We start from the raw sequence: 23205 nt of genomic DNA, 5'->3' as shown, positions 1-23205 counted from the left end.
TAGTATAATGACTTGTAAAAATACATTTCTTTTTCGAAACTATAGAAACTTATACTGCAAAAAACAATTCCAGTTCTTGTAGGGTTTCCCTTGATGTTTGAATATCTTTTACTACTTCCCCTTTGTTAAGCGCCACGATTCGATCACAAACTTCCACTGTATGTTGCAAATCATGGCTAGAAACTAGTACAGTAACATTAGGATTGTCAGCCAAATCTTTGATTATTTTTTTCAATCGACTCACAGTAGTTGGATCCAAATTCGCAAAAGGCTCATCCAAAATAACCACTTCTGGATTACCAATAAGTGTAGCAATAATCCCAACTTTCTTCTGATTTCCCTTCGATAAATCTCTTAAATATTTTTTATTATTGAGTATTTCTCCATTAAAAAACTCAGCATGCTCAGCCAATAAAGCATCAATATCCGCCTTATTCTGATGACGCAAATCGCCAATAAAATAAAAGTATTCTTCTGGTGTTAAATAGCCGATCAAAAAGCTTTCGTCTAAAAAAGATCCTGTAAATGATTTCCATTTCTCACTGCTATTAACCTCAATATTATGACTTACAATATTGCCTGTCGAAGGCTGAATCAGATCCAATAAAAGACTGAAGAAAGTTGTTTTACCTGCTCCGTTATTCCCTACTAATCCAAAGCTTTGTCCTTTAGGAATTTCTAGATTGTTAATATTTAAAACTGTTGTTCCGTTATATTTTTTTGAAAGTTGATTTACTTGTATCATTTCTATTGGTTTATTTCTTGATTAATATGATTTAAATTAGTTTATTGATTATCAATTAAATAGCTTTTTTTTCACCTACTATTCAATTGAACACTACTCTAATCCGTTTATTTTTTTTCTTTGTACGCGCTAATGGTACTGTATTTTTCTATTTTATATCTTTTCTCAATTAAAGAGAAAACGACATCTCTAAAGACAAATCCTAAAACACCCACCCCAGCCACTAAGGCTAAGCCGATGGTTTTATTTCCTAAATAAAGTCCAAGACCGTACAATGCTAAAGGCAGCAAAATTTTCGGTAATGTCAGTAACATGGCACTTACATTAAATGCCTTTTTATCACCAAATGCTCCTCCTGATGAGCTTAAATCAATTGGTGTTTTGGTAAAAGCCCCCCCTAAAAGTACCAGATGTGAGTTGACTCCAATATTGTAAATTGCACCAACAACTATGATTAAATAAACTTCCCATCCGTAAAAAAGATAAAACGAAGCCAGGATCGTTGAAACAATGGTAGCAATCACGATCAGCCACCATTTTGAAGTGATATAACCGCGGTACGGAATGTTTTGCGTCATCATGAGTTGATAATAGGAACTGTCCCAACTGGGAACAAACTGACCAAAAACAAACAAAAATCCTCCCGATACAAATATGCCTGCAAAAATATGCATCACCTCAGGTTGTTGTGTGTTTTTAAAAAATAGAAATCCATAAAACAAGAAGACAGCACTCAATACCAGCGTGGTTTTAGACCTTTTATTTCTTTTAATTAACTTAATGTCATTTTTAAGAAAGGTCCCCACTGTTCCAAATTGATTCAACCAGGTAAGATTTTCCGTTACGGCCACAGCATCTTTTGTAGAAAGTCCCGCATCTAAATATAAATTACTTTTGAAATAGGTATAGGTAAAACCATATAAACCAATTAACACTACTATAGGAATCAAAAACACCACGTTCGTATCATAAAAACCTTGAAAAAAGGGTACTGTAAAAACCGTAATATCGAATAAGTGATAATATTGGGCCGCACCTAAAGCAAGCGCTAATACAATGAAAACAGCAAATAATTTATCGATATTACTCAGTATAATATTTAAGAAATTGTTGATATAGACTAGCGAGAAAATAGCCAATAGCCAAAAAATAATTCCCGTCACATCATAACCTTCCATAAACAACACTACCGCGAACGGCACAAAGAAGAGCGCGTGAAGCCAATTAAAATAAGACAAAACTGTTTTACCTAAGGAAAAATGAACAATAGTCGACTTATTAAAAGGCAGCACCAGCAAAGGTTTAATGTTTAACACTGGAATAGCTTGCATTAACAATCGAACCACCAAGTCGAATAAAAAATAATAGATCAAAAATTTATTGACTGTTTGCAAAGGCTCCAGATTCATTTTTTCAAGCACATAGAAAGCGCCTACTCCTGTTGCCACAAATAGAACAGAGAAATAAACCATAAAAAAGCCAATAAAAATTTTCATGGCCATATTTTTGCCAAACGATGCTGATCGGGTAAAAGCTTTCCACTGGAGATAAATAAATTTTTTAATCATGGTTAATTGGTTTTGAGTTTTGTAGTATGTGATCAAATGTAAGAAAACGTTACAAAAAAAGTTAAAAAAAATAATTTAGTACCCTTCAATTGACCGCCGTTTGCTATTTTTGCACAAAATATACTATCATGCCTTCATTTTTAAAACTCATAATTAAAGAGGTAAAACGTGAAACTGCCGATGCAGTTTCTGTGCTTTTTAATGTTCCTCAAGAACTAAAATCAGATTACAAATTTATAGCAGGACAATACATTAATTTAAAATTAACGCTTGACAATCAAGAAATTCGTCGTGCCTACTCTATTTGTTCAGCACCTGAAAGTGGTGAGCTACGCATTGCTGTAAAAGCAGTTAAAAGCGGTTTGTTCTCTCAATTTGCCAACACCAGACTAAAAGCTGGGGATGTTCTTGAAGTAGGTCATCCTGAGGGTAAATTTACTTTTGAGCCGGATGCTGAAAGACAAAGAAACTACATTGCTTTTGTTGCTGGAAGTGGAATTACTCCAGTACTTTCTATTTTAAAATCCGTATTAAAGAGCGAACCAAAAAGCTCATTTGTATTGGTTTATGGGAACAAAACTCCTGAAACAACTATTTTTCACCAAGAATTACATGACTTGCAATTGCAATATGTTGGTCGCTTTTTCGTGCACTATGTGTACAGCCAAGCTAAAGCCGAAAATGCTTTGTTTGGAAGAATCGATAAATCAGCGGTGAATTTTGTACTGAATAACAAACATAAAGAACTAAGCTTCGATAAATTTTATCTGTGTGGTCCAGAAGAAATGATCAATACCGTTTCTGGGATTTTGAAAGAGAAAAATGTAAAGGAATCGGCTATAAAGTTTGAACTTTTCACCTCTTCAACACAAGAAAATCAAATTAATGCTTCCCTAGAAGGACACACAAAAATCACTGTTTTAGTGGACGATGATGAAGTTACTTTTGAGATGTCTCAAAAACAAACTATTCTAGAAGCAGCACTTAAAAAAGGAATTGATGCTCCTTACTCTTGCCAAGGAGGAATTTGTAGCAGTTGTTTAGCGCGTGTTACCTCTGGAACGGCCGAAATGACAAAGAATTCCATTTTAACCGATAGAGAAATAGAATCAGGTTTAATTTTAACGTGTCAAGCACATCCTACTTCAGAGTCGATTTATATCGATTATGACGATGTGTAACGATTAAAATCGTCTAAAAATTAAAATTCCAAATTCCAATTTTACCAATTGAGATTTGGAATTTTTTCTTTTACTGCCTTTTTTTATCGGCATCTATAATTATCTACTGAATTTTAAAGTAAACCTTCTATCTTATTCACTACACGCTCTGGTGAAATAGTGCGCATCGCCTCTTGATAACCTTCTATCTTTTTGTTTCCATAAACAGAAGTTGGCAATTTTGGATATTGGTTTCTATCGGAGACCAAGGCATTTTCTAAACTTTGATTAAACGGTAAAAATCCAGCATAGGGATGGGTTGCCCCCCAAAGTGTTACCACTTTTACACCCAACATGGCTGCAATATGTGCATTACCTGAGTCCATAGAAAGCATGACATCCAAATTACTAATGAGTTGTAATTCTTGCTGAAATTTAATTTTACCAGCCATATTTACTACATTATCAAAAGGTTTTGAAAGCTCGTCCAATAGGTCGACTTCTTTTTTACCTCCGCCAAATAGCAAAATTTTATAGGCTTTATTCTGAGCTAATTGGGCCACAACCTCCTGCATTAAATCCAAAGGATAAACCTTAGAATCGTATTGAGCAAAGGGTGCAATACCAATAAGTTGTTGCTTTTGATCACCAATGATTTGTAAAATATCTTCACTTAAATTCGCCTTTTTCGGGAATTCCGGCTTCGATAAATCCAAAGGAAAACCAAGCGTATGGAACACTTTAGTATGTCTTTCAAACATGCTTGGCAACTGTTTGAAAATTTTATTTTCCTCTCTGGTCAATTCCTTTTTTCCGTCCCTACCCTTATCGACAGTTGCTCTTTTTTTTCCACTTAAGGCGAAAAGCAAACTCACAACTTTAGATCTCAATACATTATGAAGATCTGCAAAAGCATCTATTTTAAGTTCTTTTACTTCCGTAAACAATCGCAATAGCCCCAAAAAGCCTTTATGCTTTTCCTTTTCATCGAAAGCAAAAAAATCAAGGTTTGGGATCCCATCGAAAAAAGGTTTAAAAAAAGGTCTTGAAATGACCGTTATCTTAACTGTGGGATATTGTTTTACAAAAGCACGTAAAACAGGAACCGTCATTGCGACATCTCCCATTGCGGAGAGTCTCATGACGGCTATATGTTTGATTTTATTGGAAAATTCTGCCAATTATTTTTTGTTTTGATATAACACTGGATTCAATTCATCATCGTTGTACATTTTCATTTGTTTGTACACTTTCATGAATTTATCTCCATTTTCGATGTCTGTAAGTAAATCATCGATGGCGGTTGACAAATCGCTTCTTTGTTCTAAAAGAATATTTAGTTTTTCCTGGCATTTATCTCTATGCTCTTGTGAAGCTTCAGCACGTGTAGCTTCTTCCTGCATATGATAAATTTTCAACGCCAAAATAGACAATCTATCAAAAGCCCAAGCTGGACTTTCCGAATTGATTTTAGCACCGTCCTTTACTACTACATCACTGTATTTTTGTAAAAAATAACTATCAATGTATTCTACCATATCGGTACGCTCCTGATTCGAAGCATCAATTCTTCTTTTTAGAGTCAAAGCAGCTACAGGATCAATATTCGGATCACGAATAATATCTTCAAAATGCCATTGAACTGTATCGATCCAGTTTTTTAAATATAATAAATGCTCAAATTTATCCTTTGGGAAAGGATTCTTTATAGGCTGATCAACGTTATCAAATTGATGATAATCTTTGATACTTTGCTCGAAAACAGAATATGCTAATTTTGAAAACATGTCTTTATTTTTTAGACTTACAAAGATACTTTTTATACTTTTATACAACGAACAAAAATATTAATTTTTCAATTTTGCATCGTAAGCAATTGTCACTTTTAAGGAATCATTATGAAAATTCATTATATCTCAGAAAAAAATAGCGTTCTAAACCATTTTTTAGGCCAAATTAGAAATGTAAATGTTCAAAAAGACAGTATGCGTTTTCGCAGAAATATAGAACGCATTGGAGAAATTATGGCCTACGAACTAAGTAAAAGTTTGTCGTACAAAAATGTAGAAATTAAAACCCCACTGGGCTATAAAAAAACAACAGAAATAAGCAATGATTTAGTGTTATGCTCTATTTTAAGGGCTGGATTGCCCTTTCATAATGGCTTTCTAAATTATTTCGATCAAGCAGAAAACAGCTTTATTTCGGCCTGCCGACATCATCCCAATAATGACGCTACTTTTGAAATTTTGGTTGAATATCAAGCGCTTTCCAACCTAAATGACAAGACCGTTTTACTTCTTGACCCCATGTTAGCCACAGGTCAATCTATAGTAGCAGTGCATCAAAAATTAATTCAGAACGCAACTCCAAGCGAAATCCATATCGTCGTGGTCATTGCTGCGCCTGAGGGCATTGCGCTGCTTGAAAAGAATCTACCCGACAATTGTCATTTATGGGTGGCTGCTTTAGACGAAAAATTAAATGAGAAAAATTATATTATTCCTGGACTAGGTGACGCTGGTGACCTTGCTTACGGTAGTAAATTATAATTGAGAGAAAAACGTAAACAAACTACACAAAATAAGCACATAAAATACAATTTCGTTGTTTAGCTTTTGCTGAATATACTCCACATGACTTGCTGCCATTATGGTTAAAGGGGCAATGCTAAACAACAATAAATCATTACTTTTATTAGGAGAAATGATAAAAATAACCACTGCTATAAAAAAGCAAGCCACTATTTTTTTGTATGAAATATGCACAATTTGTGGTCTGTTTGACAAGGTCATTAACATGGAAGTCACAAAAAATAAAGCTACTGCAACATAGATTGAAAGTGCACCGTTCTCATAATTATTTTTAAAATAATCGATCTTAAAATCAACTAAAGCCCGTTGTTGAAAAAATTCAACGACGTCGATATTAAAGATTAATGACACCGTTAAAAAGATTATCGAAACGGCAAACAGTGCTAAAAAAGGCAAAACCCAGTTTCTATAGTCCCTTGAAACATGAAAAACAATCGATATAAACACCAAAATCAAGAAAAGAATACACCAAAATTGAAATAAAGAAGCTACAATAATCCAAAAAGAAGCATCAAATATTTTTTCTTTAGAAGCCTTTAGGGACTGTAATGAAATCAATCTTCTAAGGGCCAACAAAATAAAAAAGTTGGCATATATTACATTCGAATTATTGAATATAGTGGGGAAAAATAATAAGAATAATAAATAGAAAAATATCGCGTAACCATTGTCTTTACTGAGACCATTCTTTTTTACAATAAAATTAATTAGGAAAAAAGAAGCAAAAATAAAGCACAATAAACTCATTTTTTGAAACACCAAAAAATAAGAAATCGTCCAAGGAGATTCCTGAATTTGAAATAGAAAAAAGAAAACCAGTATTAAAATTACGACCAAGGAATAATTTAATGGCGTAGATTTCTTAAAAACACTTGTAATCATGAGGATATTTTTTACTTTTGTGATTGTAAATATAATACTTGTTTAAAAAGGAAACCGACAAGTTGAAAAAAGATTCTTATGATTGAATTTTATCTTCAACGCGTTACAAAACAATAAATAACATATAATTTTATAAATTATGACAGCTTTTTTTGAAGGAATACAATACTTATTCGTTAACATTTTATTTGCTCCACTTGACTTTTTACGTCACTTCGAACTTATTTCTTGGTTTGGTGCAAACACAATTAACTGGATTTTTATGATTATTTGTGCATGCGCAATGGTTTATTGGATTAAACAATTACGCATTTTTGATGCTCAAGGAACAGAAAACCAAGATACTACGGCTCACTCTTTTTTAAAGTAAGTCGAAGCCAATATCTTTTCTAAAATACATCTTATCAAAATTTAGTTTATCTATATTTTGGTAAGATTTTTTTATGGCTTGTTGGAAATCATCTCCATATGAAGTTACCGTTAATACACGCCCTCCATTAGAAACTACAGTATTGTTCTCCAATTTAGTTCCAGCATGGAACACTATAGAATCGGTAATATTTTCTAATCCTGTAATTACTTTTCCTTTTTCAAAATCTTCTGGATATCCTCCTGAAACAACCATAATAGTTGTAGCACTTCTAGGATCAACTTCTAAGGTAAATTCACCCAGTTTCTCATTGGCTACTGCCAAAAATAACTCCACTAAATCCGATTTTAATCTTGGAACCACAACTTCTGTTTCTGGATCCCCCATTCTTACATTGTATTCGATAACAATGGGTTCGTTGTTCACATTGATTAAACCAATAAATACAAATCCTTTATATTCGATTCCGTCTTTTTGAAAACCTTCAATAGTTGGTTTTACGATACGAGTTTCGATTTTTTCCATCAAAACAGCATCTACATAAGGAACTGGAGAAACTGCTCCCATTCCGCCTGTATTTAATCCTGTATCCCCTTCACCAATACGTTTGTAATCCTTTGCTGTTGGTAATATTTTGTAGCTTTTACCATCTGTTAGTACAAAACAGCTTAATTCGATTCCATCTAAAAATTCTTCGATCACTACTTTTGAACTCGCAGCGCCGAATTTTTCATGAACCAACATATTTCTTAGTTCCGCTTTAGCCTCTTCTAAATCCTGAATAATCAATACTCCCTTTCCTGCAGCTAAACCATCGGCTTTTAAAACGTAAGGAGGTTGTAGTGTTTCTAAAAAAGCACATCCTTTTTCAACTGTTTCAGCTGTAAAACTGTCATAAGCTGCTGTTGGAATGTTGTGTTTCATCAAAAACTCTTTAGCAAACTCTTTACTTCCTTCTAATTGGGCTCCCAATTTAGATGGTCCAATCACCGGAATATGTTGTAAACTTTCGTCGTTTTTAAAATAATCGTAAATACCTTTAACCAACGGATCTTCAGGTCCAACGACTACCATAGCCACTTTTTCTTGCAGTACAAATGTTTTAATTGCCTCAAAATCGGTTGGAGACATGTCAACATTTGTAGCAATAGCAGCTGTTCCAGCATTTCCTGGTGCAACAAAAAGTTTTTCGCAAAGCGAACTTTGAATCATTTTCCATGCAAAAGCATGTTCTCTTCCGCCTGATCCTAAAAGTAAAATCGTCATGGTATAGTTGTATTTAGTTGTGGTGCAAAAATAATTGCTTTTCAACGTAAAAAATAATTAAATCTTAAAAAGTTGCTCACTCTTCACTGTTAGTAAGAAGATCAAGTTCTTTTTAGCGGAAATTCAACCCCAAATTTATTGTACAGTCGATCCAACGAACTTTTCGGTAGTCTACTCTGCTATGAAAATAGAACCTAGTGGTTCATTGCATGGTTTAGCTTTACAATAGCCCAGTTTTTCTTACTTGATATAGTTCGAAAAATCTTTATGTTCTTCTTTAGACAGCTCTTCTTTAGAAAGTGATCTGAAATAGTCATAGGTAATTTTCATTCCCTCAGATCGACTTACTTTAGCTTCCCAACCCAATAACTCTTTGGCTTTTGTAGTGTCTGGCTGACGTTGTAAAGGATCGTTTATCGGTAAAGGATGGTAGACTACCTTCTGATTAGTACCCGTTAATTTAATAATCTCTTCAGCAAAATCTTTAATAGTGATTTCGTCTGGATTGCCTATATTAACAGGGTAGACATAATCGGAATGCAATAATCTAAAAATACCTTCCACCTGATCATCAACATAACAAAAAGAACGCGTTTGCATCCCGTCTCCAAAAATGGTAAGGTCTTCTCCACGTAATGCTTGTCCAATAAAGGCTGGAATGACACGTCCGTCGTTTAAACGCATCCTTGGTCCGTAGGTATTGAAAATACGCACAATTCTAGTCTCTACACCATGAAAAGTATGGTAGGCCATTGTAATGGACTCCTGAAAACGTTTCGCTTCATCGTAAACGCCTCTAGGTCCAATGGTATTCACATTACCATAATATTCTTCCGTTTGAGGATGAACTAGTGGGTCTCCATAAACTTCTGAGGTTGAAGCAATCAATATTCTGGCTTGTTTAACTCGTGCTAGACCTAATAAATTATGTGTTCCTAAGGACCCTACTTTTAAAGTTTGGATTGGAATTTTTAAATAATCGATCGGACTTGCAGGTGACGCAAAATGCAAAATATAATCTAAATCGCCTGGAATATGTACAAATTTAGTGATGTCATGATGGTAAAATTCAAAATGTTCCAACTTAAATAAGTGCTCAATATTTTTAAGATCTCCGGTTATCAAATTATCCATTCCAATAACAAAATAGCCTTCTTTGATAAATCGATCGCATAAATGTGACCCTAAAAATCCTGCCGCTCCAGTAATAAGTATTCTTTTCATAATTGATTTAATTGAACATTTTGTAAGTTTTTATAAGCCCATAAAAACCCAAATAAGATGCACAAATGTACTAAAATATATGACCTATTAAATGACACTTGACATCATATCTTAAAAGAAGTTTATTGTTTTTGAATTCAAATGAAGTCCCAAGAATATCGCTATTCAAGGCTAAAAGGAACTGTTTCAGCTTATACTTTTCTTATAAATCCACATTTCGAAATACCAAATAAACAGCAACAATAGTCTATTGTTCACCATTGATTAGGTTTTAAAAGAATCGATGCTTTTTGATGATCAGAAAACCAAAAGTTTCTGATCATCAGTATTTTGCATTCCTTTTTAGGTGGTGTATTCGCGTGATTAGGTTAAAATTTGCTCTAAAATTTTAATGGTAATCAAATAGGTTGGTTTTACACCAGTGGTTCCTAATCCTCCAGAGGCTAGCGTACTACCCGTTTCTAGAGGGTTATCTGAAGCGTAATACGCATAGCGAACCTTTATGTCGTGTGGCACACTTTTTCTGATTTTTGAAGCAGATTGAATGGCTTTTTGGTAATATGAACCTTCCATTTCAAGACCAATTACTCCCCAAGTTGAATCGTGGAAGAATTTTAAAAGATCTCTATTTTGCAATGAGGTTCCTAAAACCGTTACCATGGCACCTTCAAAAACAGCAATATCATTTCCTTCGAACATGGCCCCTGTTAATTCATTTTCGAAGAAATAATTATCAGCGGTTCCTTCATTTATATGTGCCGTTGGAATCATGATATCTCCTTTTCCGCCTTCAAGAATTCCTGCTTTTCCCATGATCGAAACCGACTTCACTTCTAGTAAGGTATCTTTTTTGAAAGGTTTTAAAAGCTCATCAATTGTTTCATAAGCTTGCTCACCGAAGGCATAATCCATGACAATAATAACCGGACTTACCTCGGCTCCTTTTGCTTTTGGGAAGGCTGTTTTTGCCCAGTCAATCTTAGCTGTATCAAAAATCTGAACATCAATATTGGTTCCAGAAGTATCAGGTAAAGAAATCATACCGTTTTTTAAAGCCAGCTCTTCTACCTGACTTCTAATTTCTTTTGCTCCCGATTTACTTAATTCTTCATAAATAAAAAAATCACTTTTGTCTTTGAATTTTGTTTTCAACAACGGAGTTGCAAAGATAGAGTTCATCACACTATGCATATTGGCACTGATCACGTGAATAGGGCGTTTTAAGAGATTGTTCGCCTTTAAAACTTCCTTGATGTTAGTAGCCCAGATTTCACCGTGAATATGATGTCCTAAACGTTCTCTCAAAACAGGACTAAAGGTAATGGTTCTTTTATTGTTGTCAATCACTTCTTCAATGGCTAGTTTACCTAACCAATAAATAACGTGCAGGAAGCGGTCTGGCGCATTTTCAGATCCAAAAGCATCATAAATATCCAAAACTTCTTCAAAAGTTCGTCCTAAAATATTGGCAACATGCGAAATGGCTTTCTCTCTTTCTATTAAGGGTAGTTTTTTAGTCTGCATGATGGCCTGTTCCAATTTCATCCAATCACGTGAAACTTCTCCTCCATCATCCAATAAAACTCTATTCTTAATTTTATGTGATTCGATGAATATAAAAGTCAAATGCGTCAAAATATCATAAATATCGGAACGACCACGAGTGATTTCCACATTCATTTGTTCCTCATCGATTCGGTAACAATTTCTTCTCCTTTTTGGAGGGACAATCGCCTGAAAATGTGATTTCGAATAGCCTTCATCAGAGGTTAAATTAATAAATCTACATTGTTCAATACCAATAGGAAGACGCTCGATAACGTACAAAAGTCCGTTAAGTTCTACTTTCTCCTCCCCTATATTTCCATAAATCTCCGGTCGTAATGCCAGTAAAGATTCTCTTAAACTGTCACCCGAAACACCCATTGGCTTATAAAAACCACGGTTGAATAAGTGGCGCATAGTAATGTACATTCTTTCTATCGCTGCAGAAGATTCCTGTGCTCTAGATCTTGATATATGTTTGGTTTCTTTCATGCTTTATATTTTTGAACTTATCTCTACTAAGTTATGATTCTATTTTAATTGATCCACAATATCTCTATTGTTTGATAATCTAGGGATTTTATTCTGTCCCCCTAATTTTCCTTGTGATTTCATATATTCCTGAAAACCGTTTTTAGAAACTTTCGTTACCACGACCTTTCTCAAAACATTACCTGTAATCAAATCGTCGTAATAAATATTTTGTTTTCTCATCGCATCATCAATTGCTGCTGCAAAAACTTCTATATTTTCAGGTTCTTTTTCAAATTCAACGAACCACTCGTGATACGGCAATCCGCTTGACGGATTAATCTGTGGTGCTACTGTGAATTCATTAATCTCTATATTAGATCCCTCTGTAGCCTCTTTTATAGCACTTTCTACTTCTTTAGCAATCACGTGTTCTCCAAATGCAGAGATATAATGTTTGATCCTTCCCGAAACGATTACTCGATGTGGAAACAGGGAAGTAAACTGAACGGTATCTCCAATATTGTAGCGCCAAAGCCCCGCATTTGTTGAAATGATCAAGGCGTAATTTACACCCAGTTCTACTTCTCCAATGGTTACACTTTTGGGGTTTTCTGAAAAGAAATCATCGGTTTTAATGAATTCGTAGAAAATTCCCGAATTCAGCAACAACAACATTCCTTTTATTTTTTGAGAATCTTGATAAGCAAAAAAGCCTTCTGAAGCGGGAAATAACTCAATGCTATCAACCTTTCTTCCAATCATGTTTTCAAACTTAGCGCGGTAGGGCTCATAATTAACTCCTCCGTAAATAAACAAATTAAAGTTTTTGAATATATCGCCTATTTTCTTACCACCGCTTTTTTCCTGTAAACGCTCAAAATACATTTGTACCCAAGACGGAATCCCAGAAATGATGGTCATATCCTGTTCTATGGTTTCCTCTACAATGGCATTTACCTTTGTATCCCAATCTTCAATACAATTGGTTTCCCAAGACGGCATACGGTTCTTTTGCAGGTATTTAGGAACAAAATGGGCTCCTATTCCAGATAACCTCCCAAATTTAATTCCGTATTTCTCGATCAAAATTGGACTACCCTGCAAGAAAATCATTTTTCCATCTACAAAATCAGCATTCCCAGTTTCATAAATATAATGCAAAATAGCATTTCGAGAAGCTTCAATATGATAAGGCATAGATTCTTTGGTCAGCGGTATGTATTTCGCTCCTGAAGTGGTACCTGAAGTTTTGGCAAAATAAAGTGGCTTCCCCTTCCAAAGAATATTTTTCTCCCCCATACGGACTTGGTCTATATAAGACTTCAAATCTTCGTAATCGCGAACTGGTACACGTTTCTTAAAATCGTGAATGGTTTTTATTTTATCAAAATGATGGTCAACACCAAACTGTGTATCTTTAGCCGAATGAATTAAACTCTTAAATACAGCTTGTTGGGTTTCGACTGGTTTCTTAGCCCAAGCCTGTGTTTGATAATATATTGTGCTTGCAAATAATTTTGCTGCTACCGATTTAATAGACATCTTTTAGGATATTATTTCTTGTCACGTTTGTTTTTATTTCGAGTTATTTCGCTCGACTCCTTCTCCATTTTGGCCACTTCTTTACGCAGTTGGATCTCTTCTTCAGAAGCTTTCATATTAAAATCTGATGTTTCTCCAACGGTCTCTGCTAAAATAGAATCTTTATTGAATTTTGCATATTCCAGTTCACCAGTTAGTACCTTTTGGATCCCTTTTATATAGAGTTCATTTTTCTTTAAAGCCCTTTCTAATGAATCTGATTTTATGGCTAACTCAGTAGCATTCCTTTTTAACTCAGAAGAGGAATATCCTGGAATAAGTTCGCGTAAAGGTGTAAAAGCAATGATAAAAGTGGTAATTAATATTAAGAATATCCCACCCAAAGAAAAAAGAACGAAAACATTCATCAAGTTAAGTTTGAACGAGAAAATCTCTTCAAAGGTGTCTTCATTCAAAATCACCAATCTGTTTTTGATAAATAATTTCTCTCTAAAATTAAATTTATTCTTGGTCATTGTCGTTAATTATACCTAGCAAATATAATAATTAATCGTCTTGTTGATGCTGGTTAAAATTGAAGGAATACACTTAAATTATGATTTTATAGAATATTTAACGTTACTAAAAACAAATTTTTTAGTATAAAAACATTTCTTGTTCGCTAATTCTGTATACCTTTGTCTAAAATTATATACAAATTTGCTTCGGCATTAATTATACAATCATGGGAAGATTAGGTCTTACAGAAATCCTCGTTATAGTAGGTATTGTGATATTACTTTTTGGAGGTAAAAAAATTCCAGAATTAATGAAAGGTTTAGGAAGTGGAATCAAAGAATTCAAAAACGCTGCCAAAGACGATCAATCAACTCCTGCTGTTAAAAAAGAAGAGGAAGAAACAAAATAAGTATTTTATATACTGGTACAAAAAATCCCAAATTACATTAGTAGTTTGGGATTTTTTTATGCCTTTAAAAAGCTACTTATCTTGGAATTCTACAAGACCATCGTCAGCTGAATTCGCTTTCTATCTTCATCAACTTCAGTTACTTTAACATCAACGTGTTGGTGTAATTTTACTACTTCGTTCACGTCACTTACAAAACCAGCTTTTAGCTGTGAGATATGAACCAAACCACTTTCTTTGATTCCAATATCCACAAAACAACCAAAATTGGTAATGTTGTTCACAATTCCAGGTAAAATCATACCCGTTTTCAAATCTTTAATCGATTTCACATTAGCATCAAACTCAAAAACCTTAGCCGACTTTCTAGGGTCTAATCCAGGCTTTTCAAGCTCTTTAATGATATCTTTTAGGGTTAGTAAACCAATTTCAGGTGTAATATAGTTTTCAGCTTTAATAAGTGCTGTTTTTTCTTTATTAGCAATTAAATCATTTACCGAAATTTTTAGGTCTTTTGCCATCTTCTCTACAACTGCATAAGCTTCCGGATGTACAGCTGAATTATCCAAAGGATTCTTTGCATTGGAAATCCTAATAAATGCAGCACCTTGTTGATAGGCTTTCTCCCCTAAACGAGGTACTTTTTTAAGCTGTTTTCTATTTTCAAAAGGACCATTTTCAGAGCGGTATTGTACAATGTTTTCAGCCAGTTTCTCTCCTATTCCACTGACATAACTCAATAAATGTTTACTAGCAGTGTTGATATTAATACCAACAGAATTCACGCAACGAATTACCGTATTATCTAACTCTTCTTTTAATTTAGTTTGATCAACATCGTGTTGATATTGACCTACACCGATTGCTTTTGGGTCAATTTTAACCAACTCCGCCAAAGGATCTGACAGTCTTCTTCCGATAGAAACCGATCCACGAACGGTAACATCATAGTTTGGAAATTCTTCACGGGCTATTTTGGAAGCGGAATATACAGAAGCTCCTGCCTCAGAAACAATAAAAACCTGCAATGGTTTATCAAAAGCGATCTTCTTGATAAAGAATTCCGTTTCTCTTGATGCCGTTCCATTTCCAATAGAAATAGCGTCAATTTGATAGGCATTGACCATCGATCTAATTTTTTTAATCGCCATGGTTTCCTCATTTTGAGGTGCATGTGGATAAATGGTTTCATTGTATAACAAATCTCCTTTTTCATCTAAACATACTACTTTACAACCACTTCTAAATCCTGGATCGATAGCTAAAATTCGTTTTTCTCCCAAAGGAGGTGCTAATAACAACTGTCCTAAGTTGTTAGCAAAAACCTGAATGGAGTTGGCATCGGCTTTGGCTTTAGCTTCTTGTAAAGTCTCATTTCCAATGGCTGGATTCAGTAGTCGTTTGTAACTATCTTCTATAGCCAACTGTAAATGTGCTGTTGTACTATTTTGCTTTTTAATGATTATTTCGTCAATAATATCGTAGGCTTCATCAAGATCTACTTCCACTTTCATCTTTACAAAACCTTCATTTTCTGCACGAAGCATCGCTAATAAACGATGTGAAGGCGCTTTTGTAAGCGGCTCTTCCCAATCAAAATATTGACTAAATTTTTGAGCTCCTTCTTCTTCACTTTTCTTTTTTACAACTTTGGTTCCGATGGAAGCTTTTCGCTGATACAATCTTCGTAATTGTTTACGAACATAAATATTCTCGTTAATCCATTCCGCAATAATATCTCTTGCGCCTTGAATCGCTGCTTCTTCATTAATCACATAGTCATTTAGATATTGAGTTGAAACAAAATCAACATCAATTTCATTCTGAGACATGATCATCTTTGCCAATGGCTCTAAACCGAATTCACGTGCTACATCAGCTTTTGTTTTTTTCTTCTTTTTAAAAGGAAGATAAAAATCTTCTATTTCTTGTAAATCAAAACTTCGTTCGATTTTTTGTTTCAATTCCGGCGTAAGTGATTTTTGCTCTTCAATAGATTTTAAAATCGCTTCTTTACGTTTTACAATCGTTTCATACTCTTTTTGAAGTTTTGCAATTTGCTCAATTTGAACTTCATCCAGATTTCCAGTAGTATCTTTTCGATAACGAGAAATAAACGGAATCGTGCAATCTTCTTCTAATAATTGAACCGTTTTTTGAATGTTTACGGCTGCTGTTTGAACCGTTTTACTTATAAAATCTATATTAGTCATTCTCTAGTTTTAAGCTTGTAAATTTCGTTTTAAAATATTTAAGATAGAAATTAATAACTGTTATTTTCACTTCTTATTATGAAGTAATTCTTTAAATAAAAAGAATTACACCCTATGTTCATATTATAGAAATCACTATCCCAACAAAAAAATTTAGCAGCTCTCTATCCCTTTGCTACTAATTGAAATTATCTTCTAAATTGATTTATTTCGTCCCTTATTTATTAAATATTTGGGACGAAAAAACACCTACCATACAGTACCTTTAATAAATTTGACTTAAATAAATTAGTCTTAGACTCTATTCTCTTATAGGCAAAACTATAAGAAAATAAGTATTTTCAATGTTGGTTTGAATAATTACTTCTGAAGATCCATCATATTTCAAGGCTTTTTTTATATTTGAAATCCAGTTCCTCTACTTCTCATTAAGTTTAATTCTTTTTTTACTTCACTGTTAACATGGAGTCACTGAAGAGTAAAACCTGAATTGTAAACATCTCAAAAAAACAAATCTCATTTTTAACTTTAAAACATGAATATCTTACTAGTTTACTTACTATTAATAAATAGCACTGCCGTTATTCTGACTAGTTATGATAAATATTTAGCTGTGAAGGGTAAACGTAGAATTTCTGAAAACACGCTTTTTACATGTAGCTTTATTGGAGGTAGTATGGGGATGTTATTAGCGATGTTGCTTTTTAGACATAAAACTAGTAAAACTTCTTTTATTGTAAAGTTTGTACTTATTTTATTACTTCAAATTGCACTTCTCATTTTAAAATTAACTAATAAAATCTAAGTAATTAGTCCTGTTAATAAGATTAAAACTAGCTTCAGGATAGGCTTTTTCAAAAGCAACGGGTATTTTTACCTTTTTATTTTCATTCCATTTAAATTCAAATCCTTCTAGCTTATCTCCTCTTTCTTCTAACCAGTCCAATTCTTGTTGATCATAAGTTCTCCAGAAATAATTGTTTGTTTTAATCTTTAAATAATTCTGTTTTTTGATTCGTTCGTAAGCTAAATAATTCTCCCATAAATCACCTATGTCATTCCTTGAATCTAACTTATTAAAATTGTTAATAATAGCATTCCTTATACCATTATCATAAAAATACCAACGGCTAGATTTTACCACTTCTTTTCGCAAGTTTCTGCTGAATCCTTCAATTTTAAACAAAATAAAAACTTTTGATAGCAAATCTAAATAGTTTGAAACTGTATTTTTTGAAAGTTGTAATTGATTTGCCAATTCTTGTATTGAGACTTCTTTTCCAATCTGATAAGATATTAAACGTAACAAATCATAAATTTTATCTGCGTGTTTGATCCCCTCAAATACTAAAATATCCTTTAATAAATAAGAATTAATAATTTCAAAAAGATACTCTTTTTTATCTTCCCAACTCTCATATTGAACTAACTCAGGATATCCTCCAAAAAGTAATCTTTCCTCTAAATTTTCAATAGTTTGTCTATAATTTTCATTTTCAGAATATTCGATTTGTGCCAATGGAAACAGGTAAATAGTATTTTTCCTTCCCACCAATGGTTCTCCCAATTTATTACTTAAATCAAACATAGAAGAACCTGTAGCAATGATTTTAATTCCATCGATTGTATCCACAATCAATTTTAATATTTGGCCAATTTCTGGAATATTTTGAGCCTCATCAATTACTAATAAATCAATATTATTTAGAAGTCTTTTGTAGTTATTAACAGAGCGTTCTTTAAGTAAATCAATATCATTAATATCTTCTCCATTGAGTTGTAAGTAACTTTCAAATGGAATATCCTTTAAATAATTTTTAATTAATTCTGTTTTACCAACTCGCCTAGCTCCGAGTAAAATCAATACCTTGTTTGAAATTATCTTCTTCTTAAACTCTTGTAATACAGCTCTTTTTAAATACTTTTTCATTCTATCATTGTTTAGAATTACTTTACAAAGATACTTTAAAAATGTTAATTCAGTCAGTACGTTGATCAAATTTATGTAAATTCAGTCAGTACGTTGATCAAATTTACGTAAATTCAGTCAATGAATTGACTGAATTTACATTTATGACCACAAAAAAACCGGATGAATTTATAAAATCCGTCCGGTTTATTAACTTAATTTGGTGTTAAACACCTCTTTTTATTGACAAGCAATTTTACTTACTCTATTTTGATGCCTTCCACCTTCAAATGCTGTAGCTAAAAATGTTTCTACTATTTCTACTGCTTGTGGAATCGATGTATAACGTGCTGGAATACTAACAATGTTAGCATCATTATGTAAACGTGTTAAATACGCAATTTCTTTAGTCCAACATAAACCCGCTCTTACTTTCGGATGTTTGTTAACTGTCATGGCAATTCCGTTTCCACTTCCGCAGATAACAATACCAAAATCAGCTTTACCTTCCGATACATCTGTAGCAACAGGATGACCAAAATCAGGATAATCAACAGAGTCTTCTGAATCTGTACCATAATTGGTTACTTCATATCCTTTTGCTTTAAGCATCGCAACAATTGCTTTTTTGTAATCTGGTCCTGCGTGGTCGTTTCCTATTGAAATTTTCATTATAAATACTATTAAGTTGTGTTTTGCAAATTTAACCAAAGAATTGCTTAGCAAAGCACGAATTCTAAAAAACTTAGTTTTGAATTACATGAATCACTAATCTTTTGTTATTTTTTAATTTTTCTATTCCAATTAATAACAACCATTTCAAAAAAGTCTACTTCCCTACCTTATAGATTCTACTACTATTTCGGTTAATCTTAGTTACCTATTAACAAAAATTAGTAAGCAATACCTTTATTGGCTTTACTTAAAATCATCCTGATTATATACGCTAAAAATAAGCTTTTATAACTCATTTTATATCAATAACTTAGAGTTATTAACAATTCTGATAACTCTATAATTAGCTGACTATCAATTAGAAATAATCATTTTTTTTGTTAAAATTTTATATTGTTAATAGCAAAAGCTAACTCGTTGATATTCAATTAACCTTAAGTTAACATTATTTGTTAATAAGTTCGGATAGAATATTAGAAGTTTTTTTTGGTTGTGTCGAAAAAAAACCTAATCCAAAACCTGAATGAAATAACCTAGAAAAGTTTGATGAATTTTTAGAAAAGTTATTAAGATCAAAAACTACATTTTCAACATAAATCGAGTTATGAAGTTATCTACAAAATGAATTCATTTTAGGTTGTTAACCAATGTTAATTAAAATATAAAAAGTCTTAGAAACTAATCCTTTAACTCAATATAAGTATGTTGATAACTCAATATAACTAACCAAAACTTCATTTCAATACATTTAAAAATAAAATTATTGGACATATTAACAAGCTATAATAACAACCAAAAATTAATTTAATTTAAATTTTTCTTTTTGTTGTATTTAATATATGTTGACAACTTTGAAAGATTAAAAGGAAAATTTATTTTTTGAAAAGGATAAAAGAAAGAGTTTAAACGATTTTAAGTGGATTGTTCAATTGATCAAGAATTTCTTGAACTTGTTCGAAATCGTTTGGATGAACTCTGAGTTTAAGTCCACCCAGGGCTGTGGTATACAATGGGACGACCGCTAAGGTCATTTCGTTCTCAAAATAATAAGGAATCTCTTCTTGTTCTAGTAAGTGCTTAAGAACAACGGTTTCGTGCAAATAATTGAATATTGCAATGGTTTTAAAGCTTTCCATATTGGGTCTTTCTGTAAATATACGAAGTTATATTTTTAATAATTCTAATTGTTAAAATCTATTATCTGATATCTTATTTGTAATTTTAAACCTTTAAGAAAAGATATATGAGTAAGAAAATTAGAAAGCCGATAAAAAAAGAGAGTGATTTCTCAAGTAAAATCCTAAAAATTTTATCGCAAAGTCCTAATAAATCATTTAATTACAAACAAATAGGAGCGAAGCTAGAACTGGATGATACCAGTAGTAGAAATCAAATTATAAAAGATTTGAAAATTTTAGCAGCTTCCAAAAAGATCATTGAATCGGAGCCTGGCAAGTATTTAGTAAAAGCTATTAGCCAGGATTACTATGAAGGAACAATTGATATGACCAGTAGAAAAACGGCTTATTTTATTTGTCCTGATTTTACAGAAGACGTATTTATTCCGACCAATAATTTGAATCGTGCATTAGATAAAGACAAAGTAAAAGTTTACGTTTATAACAGAAGAAAAGGAAAAAGACCTGAAGGTGAAGTAATTGAGGTTATAGAAAGAAATAAAACCGAGTTTGTTGGTGTTATTGATATTCAAGCCAACTTTGCTTTTGTCTCTACAGCAAATCCTAAGATGTACACCGATATTTTTATTCCTAAGGATAAAATAGGAGAAGCAGAAAACGGTGATGTAGTGTTAGTTACTATTGAAGATTGGCCAAAGAGAGCCGATAGTCCTTTTGGTTCTGTGATTAGAGTTTTAGGTAAACCAGGGGAACACAATACAGAAATCCATGCCATTTTAGCGGAGTATGGTCTACCATCTGATTTTCCAACAGAAGTAGAGGTTTATGCACAAAAAATAGATACCTCAATTCAGGAGTCTGAAATTGCCAAACGTCGTGATATGCGTGATACGCTTACCTTTACGATTGATCCAAAAGATGCCAAAGATTTTGATGATGCATTGTCTTTCAAAAAGTTAGAGAATGGAAACTATGAGATTGGAATTCATATTGCAGACGTTTCTTATTATCTAGAGGAAGGTACAATCTTAGATGATGAAGCCTATCAACGTGCTACTTCCGTTTATTTAGTGGATAGAGTAGTACCAATGCTTCCAGAAGTGTTATCTAATTTTGCTTGTTCATTACGTCCTAATGAAGAAAAATACACTTTTTCGGCCATTTTTGAAGTTTCAGAAAACGCACAAGTGATTAACCAATGGTTTGGTCGAACAGTAATTTACTCTGATCAGCGATTTGCTTATGAAGAAGCGCAGTATATTATTGAAACAAAAGACAATACAATTCCAGAGGATATTTCCATTACTGGGGAAGTCTATGTAGTGTCAGATGAAATTACCAATGCCACTTTAAAATTAGATGAATTAGCCAAGATTTTAAGAAAGAAAAGAATGGCCAATGGTGCTATTTCTTTTGATAAAGTGGAAGTAAAATTTAATCTGGATGCAGAAGGCGAGCCAGAGGGAGTATATTTTAAAGTTTCAAAAGATGCGAATCATTTGATTGAAGAATTCATGCTTTTGGCCAATAGAAAAGTGGCAGAATATATCGGAAAACAAAAGAAAACATTCGTTTATAGAATTCACGATGAGCCAAATGAAGATAAGTTAATTGCGATGCAAAGTCTTATTGCAAAATTTGGTTACAAAATTGATTTTAGAAACAAAGCAGATATTTCCAAATCATTAAATGCCTTAATGGAAGAGGTTAATGGTAAAAAAGAGCAAAATTTAATTGATACTCTGGCCATTAGAAGTATGAGTAAAGCCAAATATTCGACTGATAATATTGGTCATTATGGTTTAGCCTTTGATTACTATAGCCATTTTACCTCACCAATTCGTCGTTATCCTGATGTAATGGTACATCGTTTGTTACAATATTATCTTGATGGAGGTAAATCCGTAGATGAAGAAACTTATGAAACCAAATGTTTACATTGTTCGACTATGGAAGGTTTAGCGACCAATGCAGAACGTGATAGTATTAAATACATGCAGGTTAAATACATGCAGGATCATAAAGAACAAGAGTTCTTGGGTGTTATTTCTGGAGTTACCGAATGGGGAATTTATGTAGAGATAATCGAAAATAAATGTGAAGGTATGGTAAGAATCAGAGAGATAAAAGATGATTATTATACGTTCGATGAAAAACAGTATGCCTTAGTGGGTGCTACCTCAGATAAGATTTTGCAATTAGGTGATGAGATTTACGTTAAAGTAAAAAATGCTGATTTAGTGAAAAAACAATTGGATTTTCATTTTTTAAGAAGAGCAGAGTAAGTATTAATTAAAAAATAAAAGTATGAAAAAGTTATTTATAGGAGTTGCCATTTTATTTGTTCAATTATCATTTAGTCAGGTTACTAAAACATTAGGCGACTTTGATTCGGTTAAAGTTTTTGATAAATTAAGTGTAAAGTTAGTTCAATCATCGGAGAATAAGATTGTGATTAAAGGGGCACGTGAATCAGAATTGGAAGTGGTTAATAAACAAGGATTATTAAAATTAAGAATGCCTTTTCCTAAGTTATTATCAGGAGAAGATCTTGATATTACAGTATATTACAAACATTTAGAATTGATTGATGTCAATGAAGGTGCTGCTGTTAGCAGTAAGGAAACCATTAAAGCAACGGTTTTTAAAGTTAGTGCTCAAGAAGGGGGAACCATCAATGTGGATTTAAATGTTGATAAACTAAATGTAAGTTCTGTTTCAGGTGGTTCTATTACTTTAACAGGTAAAGCGGATAATCTAGATGCAGGTTTAGGTGCAGGTGGATTTCTTTTTGCGAGTAAACTAATGACTTCTCAAACTAAAGTAAGCGTTTCTGCGGGAGGAAAAGCAGAAGTGAATGCTTCTACCCTTGTTGATGCAAAAGTGAGCGCAGGAGGCTCTATTTACATTCATGGTAAACCAAAACAAATTAACCAAAAGACGGTTTTCGGAGGGAAAATTGTAGAGGTAAAATAAACAAATCTGATTTTTA

Annotated in this window: 21 protein-coding genes; 7 read left to right on the top strand and 14 right to left on the bottom strand. The window is 32.9% G+C overall.

From position 1 onward, the window contains the following. Positions 1–49: 49 nt before the first annotated feature. Positions 50–745: an ABC transporter ATP-binding protein gene (locus tag AC51AA_RS13360; protein WP_500702731.1), complete on the bottom strand. Its 696-nt coding sequence runs from the start codon at positions 743–745 to the stop codon at positions 50–52. A gap of 107 nt (positions 746–852) precedes the next feature. Then, positions 853–2313: a DUF5687 family protein gene (locus AC51AA_RS13355; RefSeq protein WP_500702730.1), complete on the bottom strand. Its 1461-nt coding sequence runs from the start codon at positions 2311–2313 to the stop codon at positions 853–855. Positions 2314–2441: 128 nt separating this feature from the next. Here AC51AA_RS13355 and AC51AA_RS13350 point away from each other — a divergent pair, with 128 nt between their 5' ends. Then, positions 2442–3494 (top strand): 2Fe-2S iron-sulfur cluster-binding protein, encoded by a 1053-nt coding sequence (locus AC51AA_RS13350; protein WP_500702729.1) that lies wholly within the window; start codon positions 2442–2444, stop codon positions 3492–3494. 113 nt (positions 3495–3607) lie between these two features. Here AC51AA_RS13350 and AC51AA_RS13345 read toward each other — a convergent pair whose 3' ends face one another. Both AC51AA_RS13345 and AC51AA_RS13340 read right to left on the bottom strand, forming a co-directional pair. Further along, complete coding sequence (locus tag AC51AA_RS13345; RefSeq protein ID WP_500705640.1) at positions 3608–4615, bottom strand: glycosyltransferase family 9 protein; 1008 nt, start codon at positions 4613–4615, stop codon at positions 3608–3610. 39 nt (positions 4616–4654) lie between these two features. After that, positions 4655–5260 (bottom strand): DUF4254 domain-containing protein, encoded by a 606-nt coding sequence (locus tag AC51AA_RS13340; RefSeq protein ID WP_500702728.1) that lies wholly within the window; start codon positions 5258–5260, stop codon positions 4655–4657. Between the two features lie 111 nt (positions 5261–5371). Here AC51AA_RS13340 and upp point away from each other — a divergent pair, with 111 nt between their 5' ends. Then, the gene (gene upp, locus AC51AA_RS13335) at positions 5372–6025 is read left to right on the top strand and encodes a uracil phosphoribosyltransferase (RefSeq protein ID WP_500702727.1); all 654 of its coding nucleotides are present in this window, start codon (positions 5372–5374) and stop codon (positions 6023–6025) included. On the opposite strand, the gene AC51AA_RS13330 is transcribed toward upp, so the two are convergent. Continuing rightward, positions 6020–6949 carry a DUF6427 family protein gene (locus AC51AA_RS13330; RefSeq protein ID WP_500702726.1) on the bottom strand — a complete coding sequence of 310 codons (930 nt, stop codon included), beginning with the start codon at positions 6947–6949 and terminating at the stop codon, positions 6020–6022. The two genes, upp and AC51AA_RS13330, sit on opposite strands and share 6 nt — an antisense overlap. A 139-nt stretch (positions 6950–7088) precedes the next feature. On the opposite strand from AC51AA_RS13330, the gene AC51AA_RS13325 reads away from it, so the two are divergent. Beyond that, positions 7089–7319, top strand: a complete 231-nt coding sequence (locus tag AC51AA_RS13325) for a DUF6341 family protein (RefSeq protein WP_500702725.1) — start codon at positions 7089–7091, stop codon at positions 7317–7319. Here the strand turns inward: AC51AA_RS13325 and purD are convergent. The 5 genes from purD to AC51AA_RS13300 all read right to left on the bottom strand — a co-directional run bounded on the left by purD (position 7311) and on the right by AC51AA_RS13300 (position 13885). Further along, on the bottom strand, positions 7311–8585 hold the full coding sequence (gene purD / locus AC51AA_RS13320) for a phosphoribosylamine--glycine ligase (protein WP_500702724.1): 1275 nt from the start codon (positions 8583–8585) through the stop codon (positions 7311–7313). The two genes, AC51AA_RS13325 and purD, sit on opposite strands and share 9 nt — an antisense overlap. 240 nt (positions 8586–8825) lie before the next feature. After that, positions 8826–9809 carry a UDP-glucuronic acid decarboxylase family protein gene (locus tag AC51AA_RS13315; protein ID WP_500702723.1) on the bottom strand — a complete coding sequence of 328 codons (984 nt, stop codon included), beginning with the start codon at positions 9807–9809 and terminating at the stop codon, positions 8826–8828. Between the two features lie 363 nt (positions 9810–10172). Continuing rightward, on the bottom strand, positions 10173–11846 hold the full coding sequence (locus AC51AA_RS13310) for a DUF6909 family protein (RefSeq protein WP_500702722.1): 1674 nt from the start codon (positions 11844–11846) through the stop codon (positions 10173–10175). Between the two features lie 39 nt (positions 11847–11885). After that, positions 11886–13370: a GH3 auxin-responsive promoter family protein gene (locus AC51AA_RS13305; RefSeq protein ID WP_500702721.1), complete on the bottom strand. Its 1485-nt coding sequence runs from the start codon at positions 13368–13370 to the stop codon at positions 11886–11888. Between the two features lie 11 nt (positions 13371–13381). Continuing rightward, positions 13382–13885 carry a peptidase gene (locus tag AC51AA_RS13300; RefSeq protein ID WP_500702720.1) on the bottom strand — a complete coding sequence of 168 codons (504 nt, stop codon included), beginning with the start codon at positions 13883–13885 and terminating at the stop codon, positions 13382–13384. 209 nt (positions 13886–14094) lie between these two features. On the opposite strand from AC51AA_RS13300, the gene AC51AA_RS13295 reads away from it, so the two are divergent. After that, positions 14095–14277: a Sec-independent protein translocase subunit TatA/TatB gene (locus tag AC51AA_RS13295; protein WP_500702719.1), complete on the top strand. Its 183-nt coding sequence runs from the start codon at positions 14095–14097 to the stop codon at positions 14275–14277. Positions 14278–14366: 89 nt separating this feature from the next. Here the strand turns inward: AC51AA_RS13295 and AC51AA_RS13290 are convergent, their stop codons facing one another. Next, on the bottom strand, positions 14367–16490 hold the full coding sequence (locus AC51AA_RS13290; RefSeq protein ID WP_500702718.1) for a Tex family protein: 2124 nt from the start codon (positions 16488–16490) through the stop codon (positions 14367–14369). Positions 16491–17025: 535 nt separating this feature from the next. Here AC51AA_RS13290 and AC51AA_RS13285 point away from each other — a divergent pair. Next, the gene (locus tag AC51AA_RS13285; protein ID WP_500702717.1) at positions 17026–17295 is read left to right on the top strand and encodes a DUF1294 domain-containing protein; all 270 of its coding nucleotides are present in this window, start codon (positions 17026–17028) and stop codon (positions 17293–17295) included. Here the strand turns inward: AC51AA_RS13285 and AC51AA_RS13280 are convergent. From AC51AA_RS13280 to AC51AA_RS13270, 3 genes are all read right to left on the bottom strand, one after another. Then, a complete protein-coding gene (locus tag AC51AA_RS13280; protein ID WP_500702716.1) occupies positions 17278–18420 on the bottom strand; it encodes an ATP-binding protein in 1143 nt (380 codons plus the stop codon). The two genes, AC51AA_RS13285 and AC51AA_RS13280, sit on opposite strands and share 18 nt — an antisense overlap. Before the next feature lie 219 nt (positions 18421–18639). After that, the gene (gene rpiB, locus AC51AA_RS13275; RefSeq protein ID WP_500702715.1) at positions 18640–19071 is read right to left on the bottom strand and encodes a ribose 5-phosphate isomerase B; all 432 of its coding nucleotides are present in this window, start codon (positions 19069–19071) and stop codon (positions 18640–18642) included. Positions 19072–19976: 905 nt separating this feature from the next. Then, entirely contained in the window at positions 19977–20210 is a 234-nt protein-coding gene (locus tag AC51AA_RS13270) for a DUF2007 domain-containing protein (protein WP_500702714.1), read from the bottom strand. Positions 20211–20317: 107 nt separating this feature from the next. On the opposite strand from AC51AA_RS13270, the gene rnr reads away from it, so the two are divergent. Both rnr and AC51AA_RS13260 read left to right on the top strand, forming a co-directional pair. Further along, positions 20318–22498, top strand: a complete 2181-nt coding sequence (gene rnr / locus AC51AA_RS13265) for a ribonuclease R (protein ID WP_500702713.1) — start codon at positions 20318–20320, stop codon at positions 22496–22498. Between the two features lie 22 nt (positions 22499–22520). After that, the gene (locus AC51AA_RS13260; protein ID WP_500702712.1) at positions 22521–23189 is read left to right on the top strand and encodes a head GIN domain-containing protein; all 669 of its coding nucleotides are present in this window, start codon (positions 22521–22523) and stop codon (positions 23187–23189) included. The last annotated feature ends 16 nt before the right edge of the window (positions 23190–23205 follow it).

This window comes from Flavobacterium sp. OHVDL-2026-0007 (genome assembly GCF_059882335.1).
Note: the sequence above shows the minus strand (reverse complement) of the source record. Positions and strands in the feature narration are given on the sequence as shown.

What these genes read in the sequence shown, in the direction of transcription:
- AC51AA_RS13345 (WP_500705640.1), bottom strand. Translation starts at nt 4,615, where the DNA reads ATGAGACTCTCCGCAATGGGAGATGTCGCAATGACGGTTCCTGTTTTA.
- AC51AA_RS13285 (WP_500702717.1), top strand. Translation starts at nt 17,026, where the DNA reads ATGAATATCTTACTAGTTTACTTACTATTAATAAATAGCACTGCCGTT.
- AC51AA_RS13340 (WP_500702728.1), bottom strand. Translation starts at nt 5,260, where the DNA reads ATGTTTTCAAAATTAGCATATTCTGTTTTCGAGCAAAGTATCAAAGAT.
- rpiB (WP_500702715.1), bottom strand. Translation starts at nt 19,071, where the DNA reads ATGAAAATTTCAATAGGAAACGACCACGCAGGACCAGATTACAAAAAA.
- AC51AA_RS13360 (WP_500702731.1), bottom strand. Translation starts at nt 745, where the DNA reads ATGATACAAGTAAATCAACTTTCAAAAAAATATAACGGAACAACAGTT.
- AC51AA_RS13315 (WP_500702723.1), bottom strand. Translation starts at nt 9,809, where the DNA reads ATGAAAAGAATACTTATTACTGGAGCGGCAGGATTTTTAGGGTCACAT.
- AC51AA_RS13280 (WP_500702716.1), bottom strand. Translation starts at nt 18,420, where the DNA reads ATGAAAAAGTATTTAAAAAGAGCTGTATTACAAGAGTTTAAGAAGAAG.
- purD (WP_500702724.1), bottom strand. Translation starts at nt 8,585, where the DNA reads ATGACGATTTTACTTTTAGGATCAGGCGGAAGAGAACATGCTTTTGCA.
- upp (WP_500702727.1), top strand. Translation starts at nt 5,372, where the DNA reads ATGAAAATTCATTATATCTCAGAAAAAAATAGCGTTCTAAACCATTTT.
- AC51AA_RS13260 (WP_500702712.1), top strand. Translation starts at nt 22,521, where the DNA reads ATGAAAAAGTTATTTATAGGAGTTGCCATTTTATTTGTTCAATTATCA.
- rnr (WP_500702713.1), top strand. Translation starts at nt 20,318, where the DNA reads ATGAGTAAGAAAATTAGAAAGCCGATAAAAAAAGAGAGTGATTTCTCA.
- AC51AA_RS13330 (WP_500702726.1), bottom strand. Translation starts at nt 6,949, where the DNA reads ATGATTACAAGTGTTTTTAAGAAATCTACGCCATTAAATTATTCCTTG.
- AC51AA_RS13295 (WP_500702719.1), top strand. Translation starts at nt 14,095, where the DNA reads ATGGGAAGATTAGGTCTTACAGAAATCCTCGTTATAGTAGGTATTGTG.
- AC51AA_RS13325 (WP_500702725.1), top strand. Translation starts at nt 7,089, where the DNA reads ATGACAGCTTTTTTTGAAGGAATACAATACTTATTCGTTAACATTTTA.
- AC51AA_RS13355 (WP_500702730.1), bottom strand. Translation starts at nt 2,313, where the DNA reads ATGATTAAAAAATTTATTTATCTCCAGTGGAAAGCTTTTACCCGATCA.
- AC51AA_RS13310 (WP_500702722.1), bottom strand. Translation starts at nt 11,846, where the DNA reads ATGAAAGAAACCAAACATATATCAAGATCTAGAGCACAGGAATCTTCT.
- AC51AA_RS13270 (WP_500702714.1), bottom strand. Translation starts at nt 20,210, where the DNA reads ATGGAAAGCTTTAAAACCATTGCAATATTCAATTATTTGCACGAAACC.
- AC51AA_RS13290 (WP_500702718.1), bottom strand. Translation starts at nt 16,490, where the DNA reads ATGACTAATATAGATTTTATAAGTAAAACGGTTCAAACAGCAGCCGTA.
- AC51AA_RS13350 (WP_500702729.1), top strand. Translation starts at nt 2,442, where the DNA reads ATGCCTTCATTTTTAAAACTCATAATTAAAGAGGTAAAACGTGAAACT.
- AC51AA_RS13305 (WP_500702721.1), bottom strand. Translation starts at nt 13,370, where the DNA reads ATGTCTATTAAATCGGTAGCAGCAAAATTATTTGCAAGCACAATATAT.
- AC51AA_RS13300 (WP_500702720.1), bottom strand. Translation starts at nt 13,885, where the DNA reads ATGACCAAGAATAAATTTAATTTTAGAGAGAAATTATTTATCAAAAAC.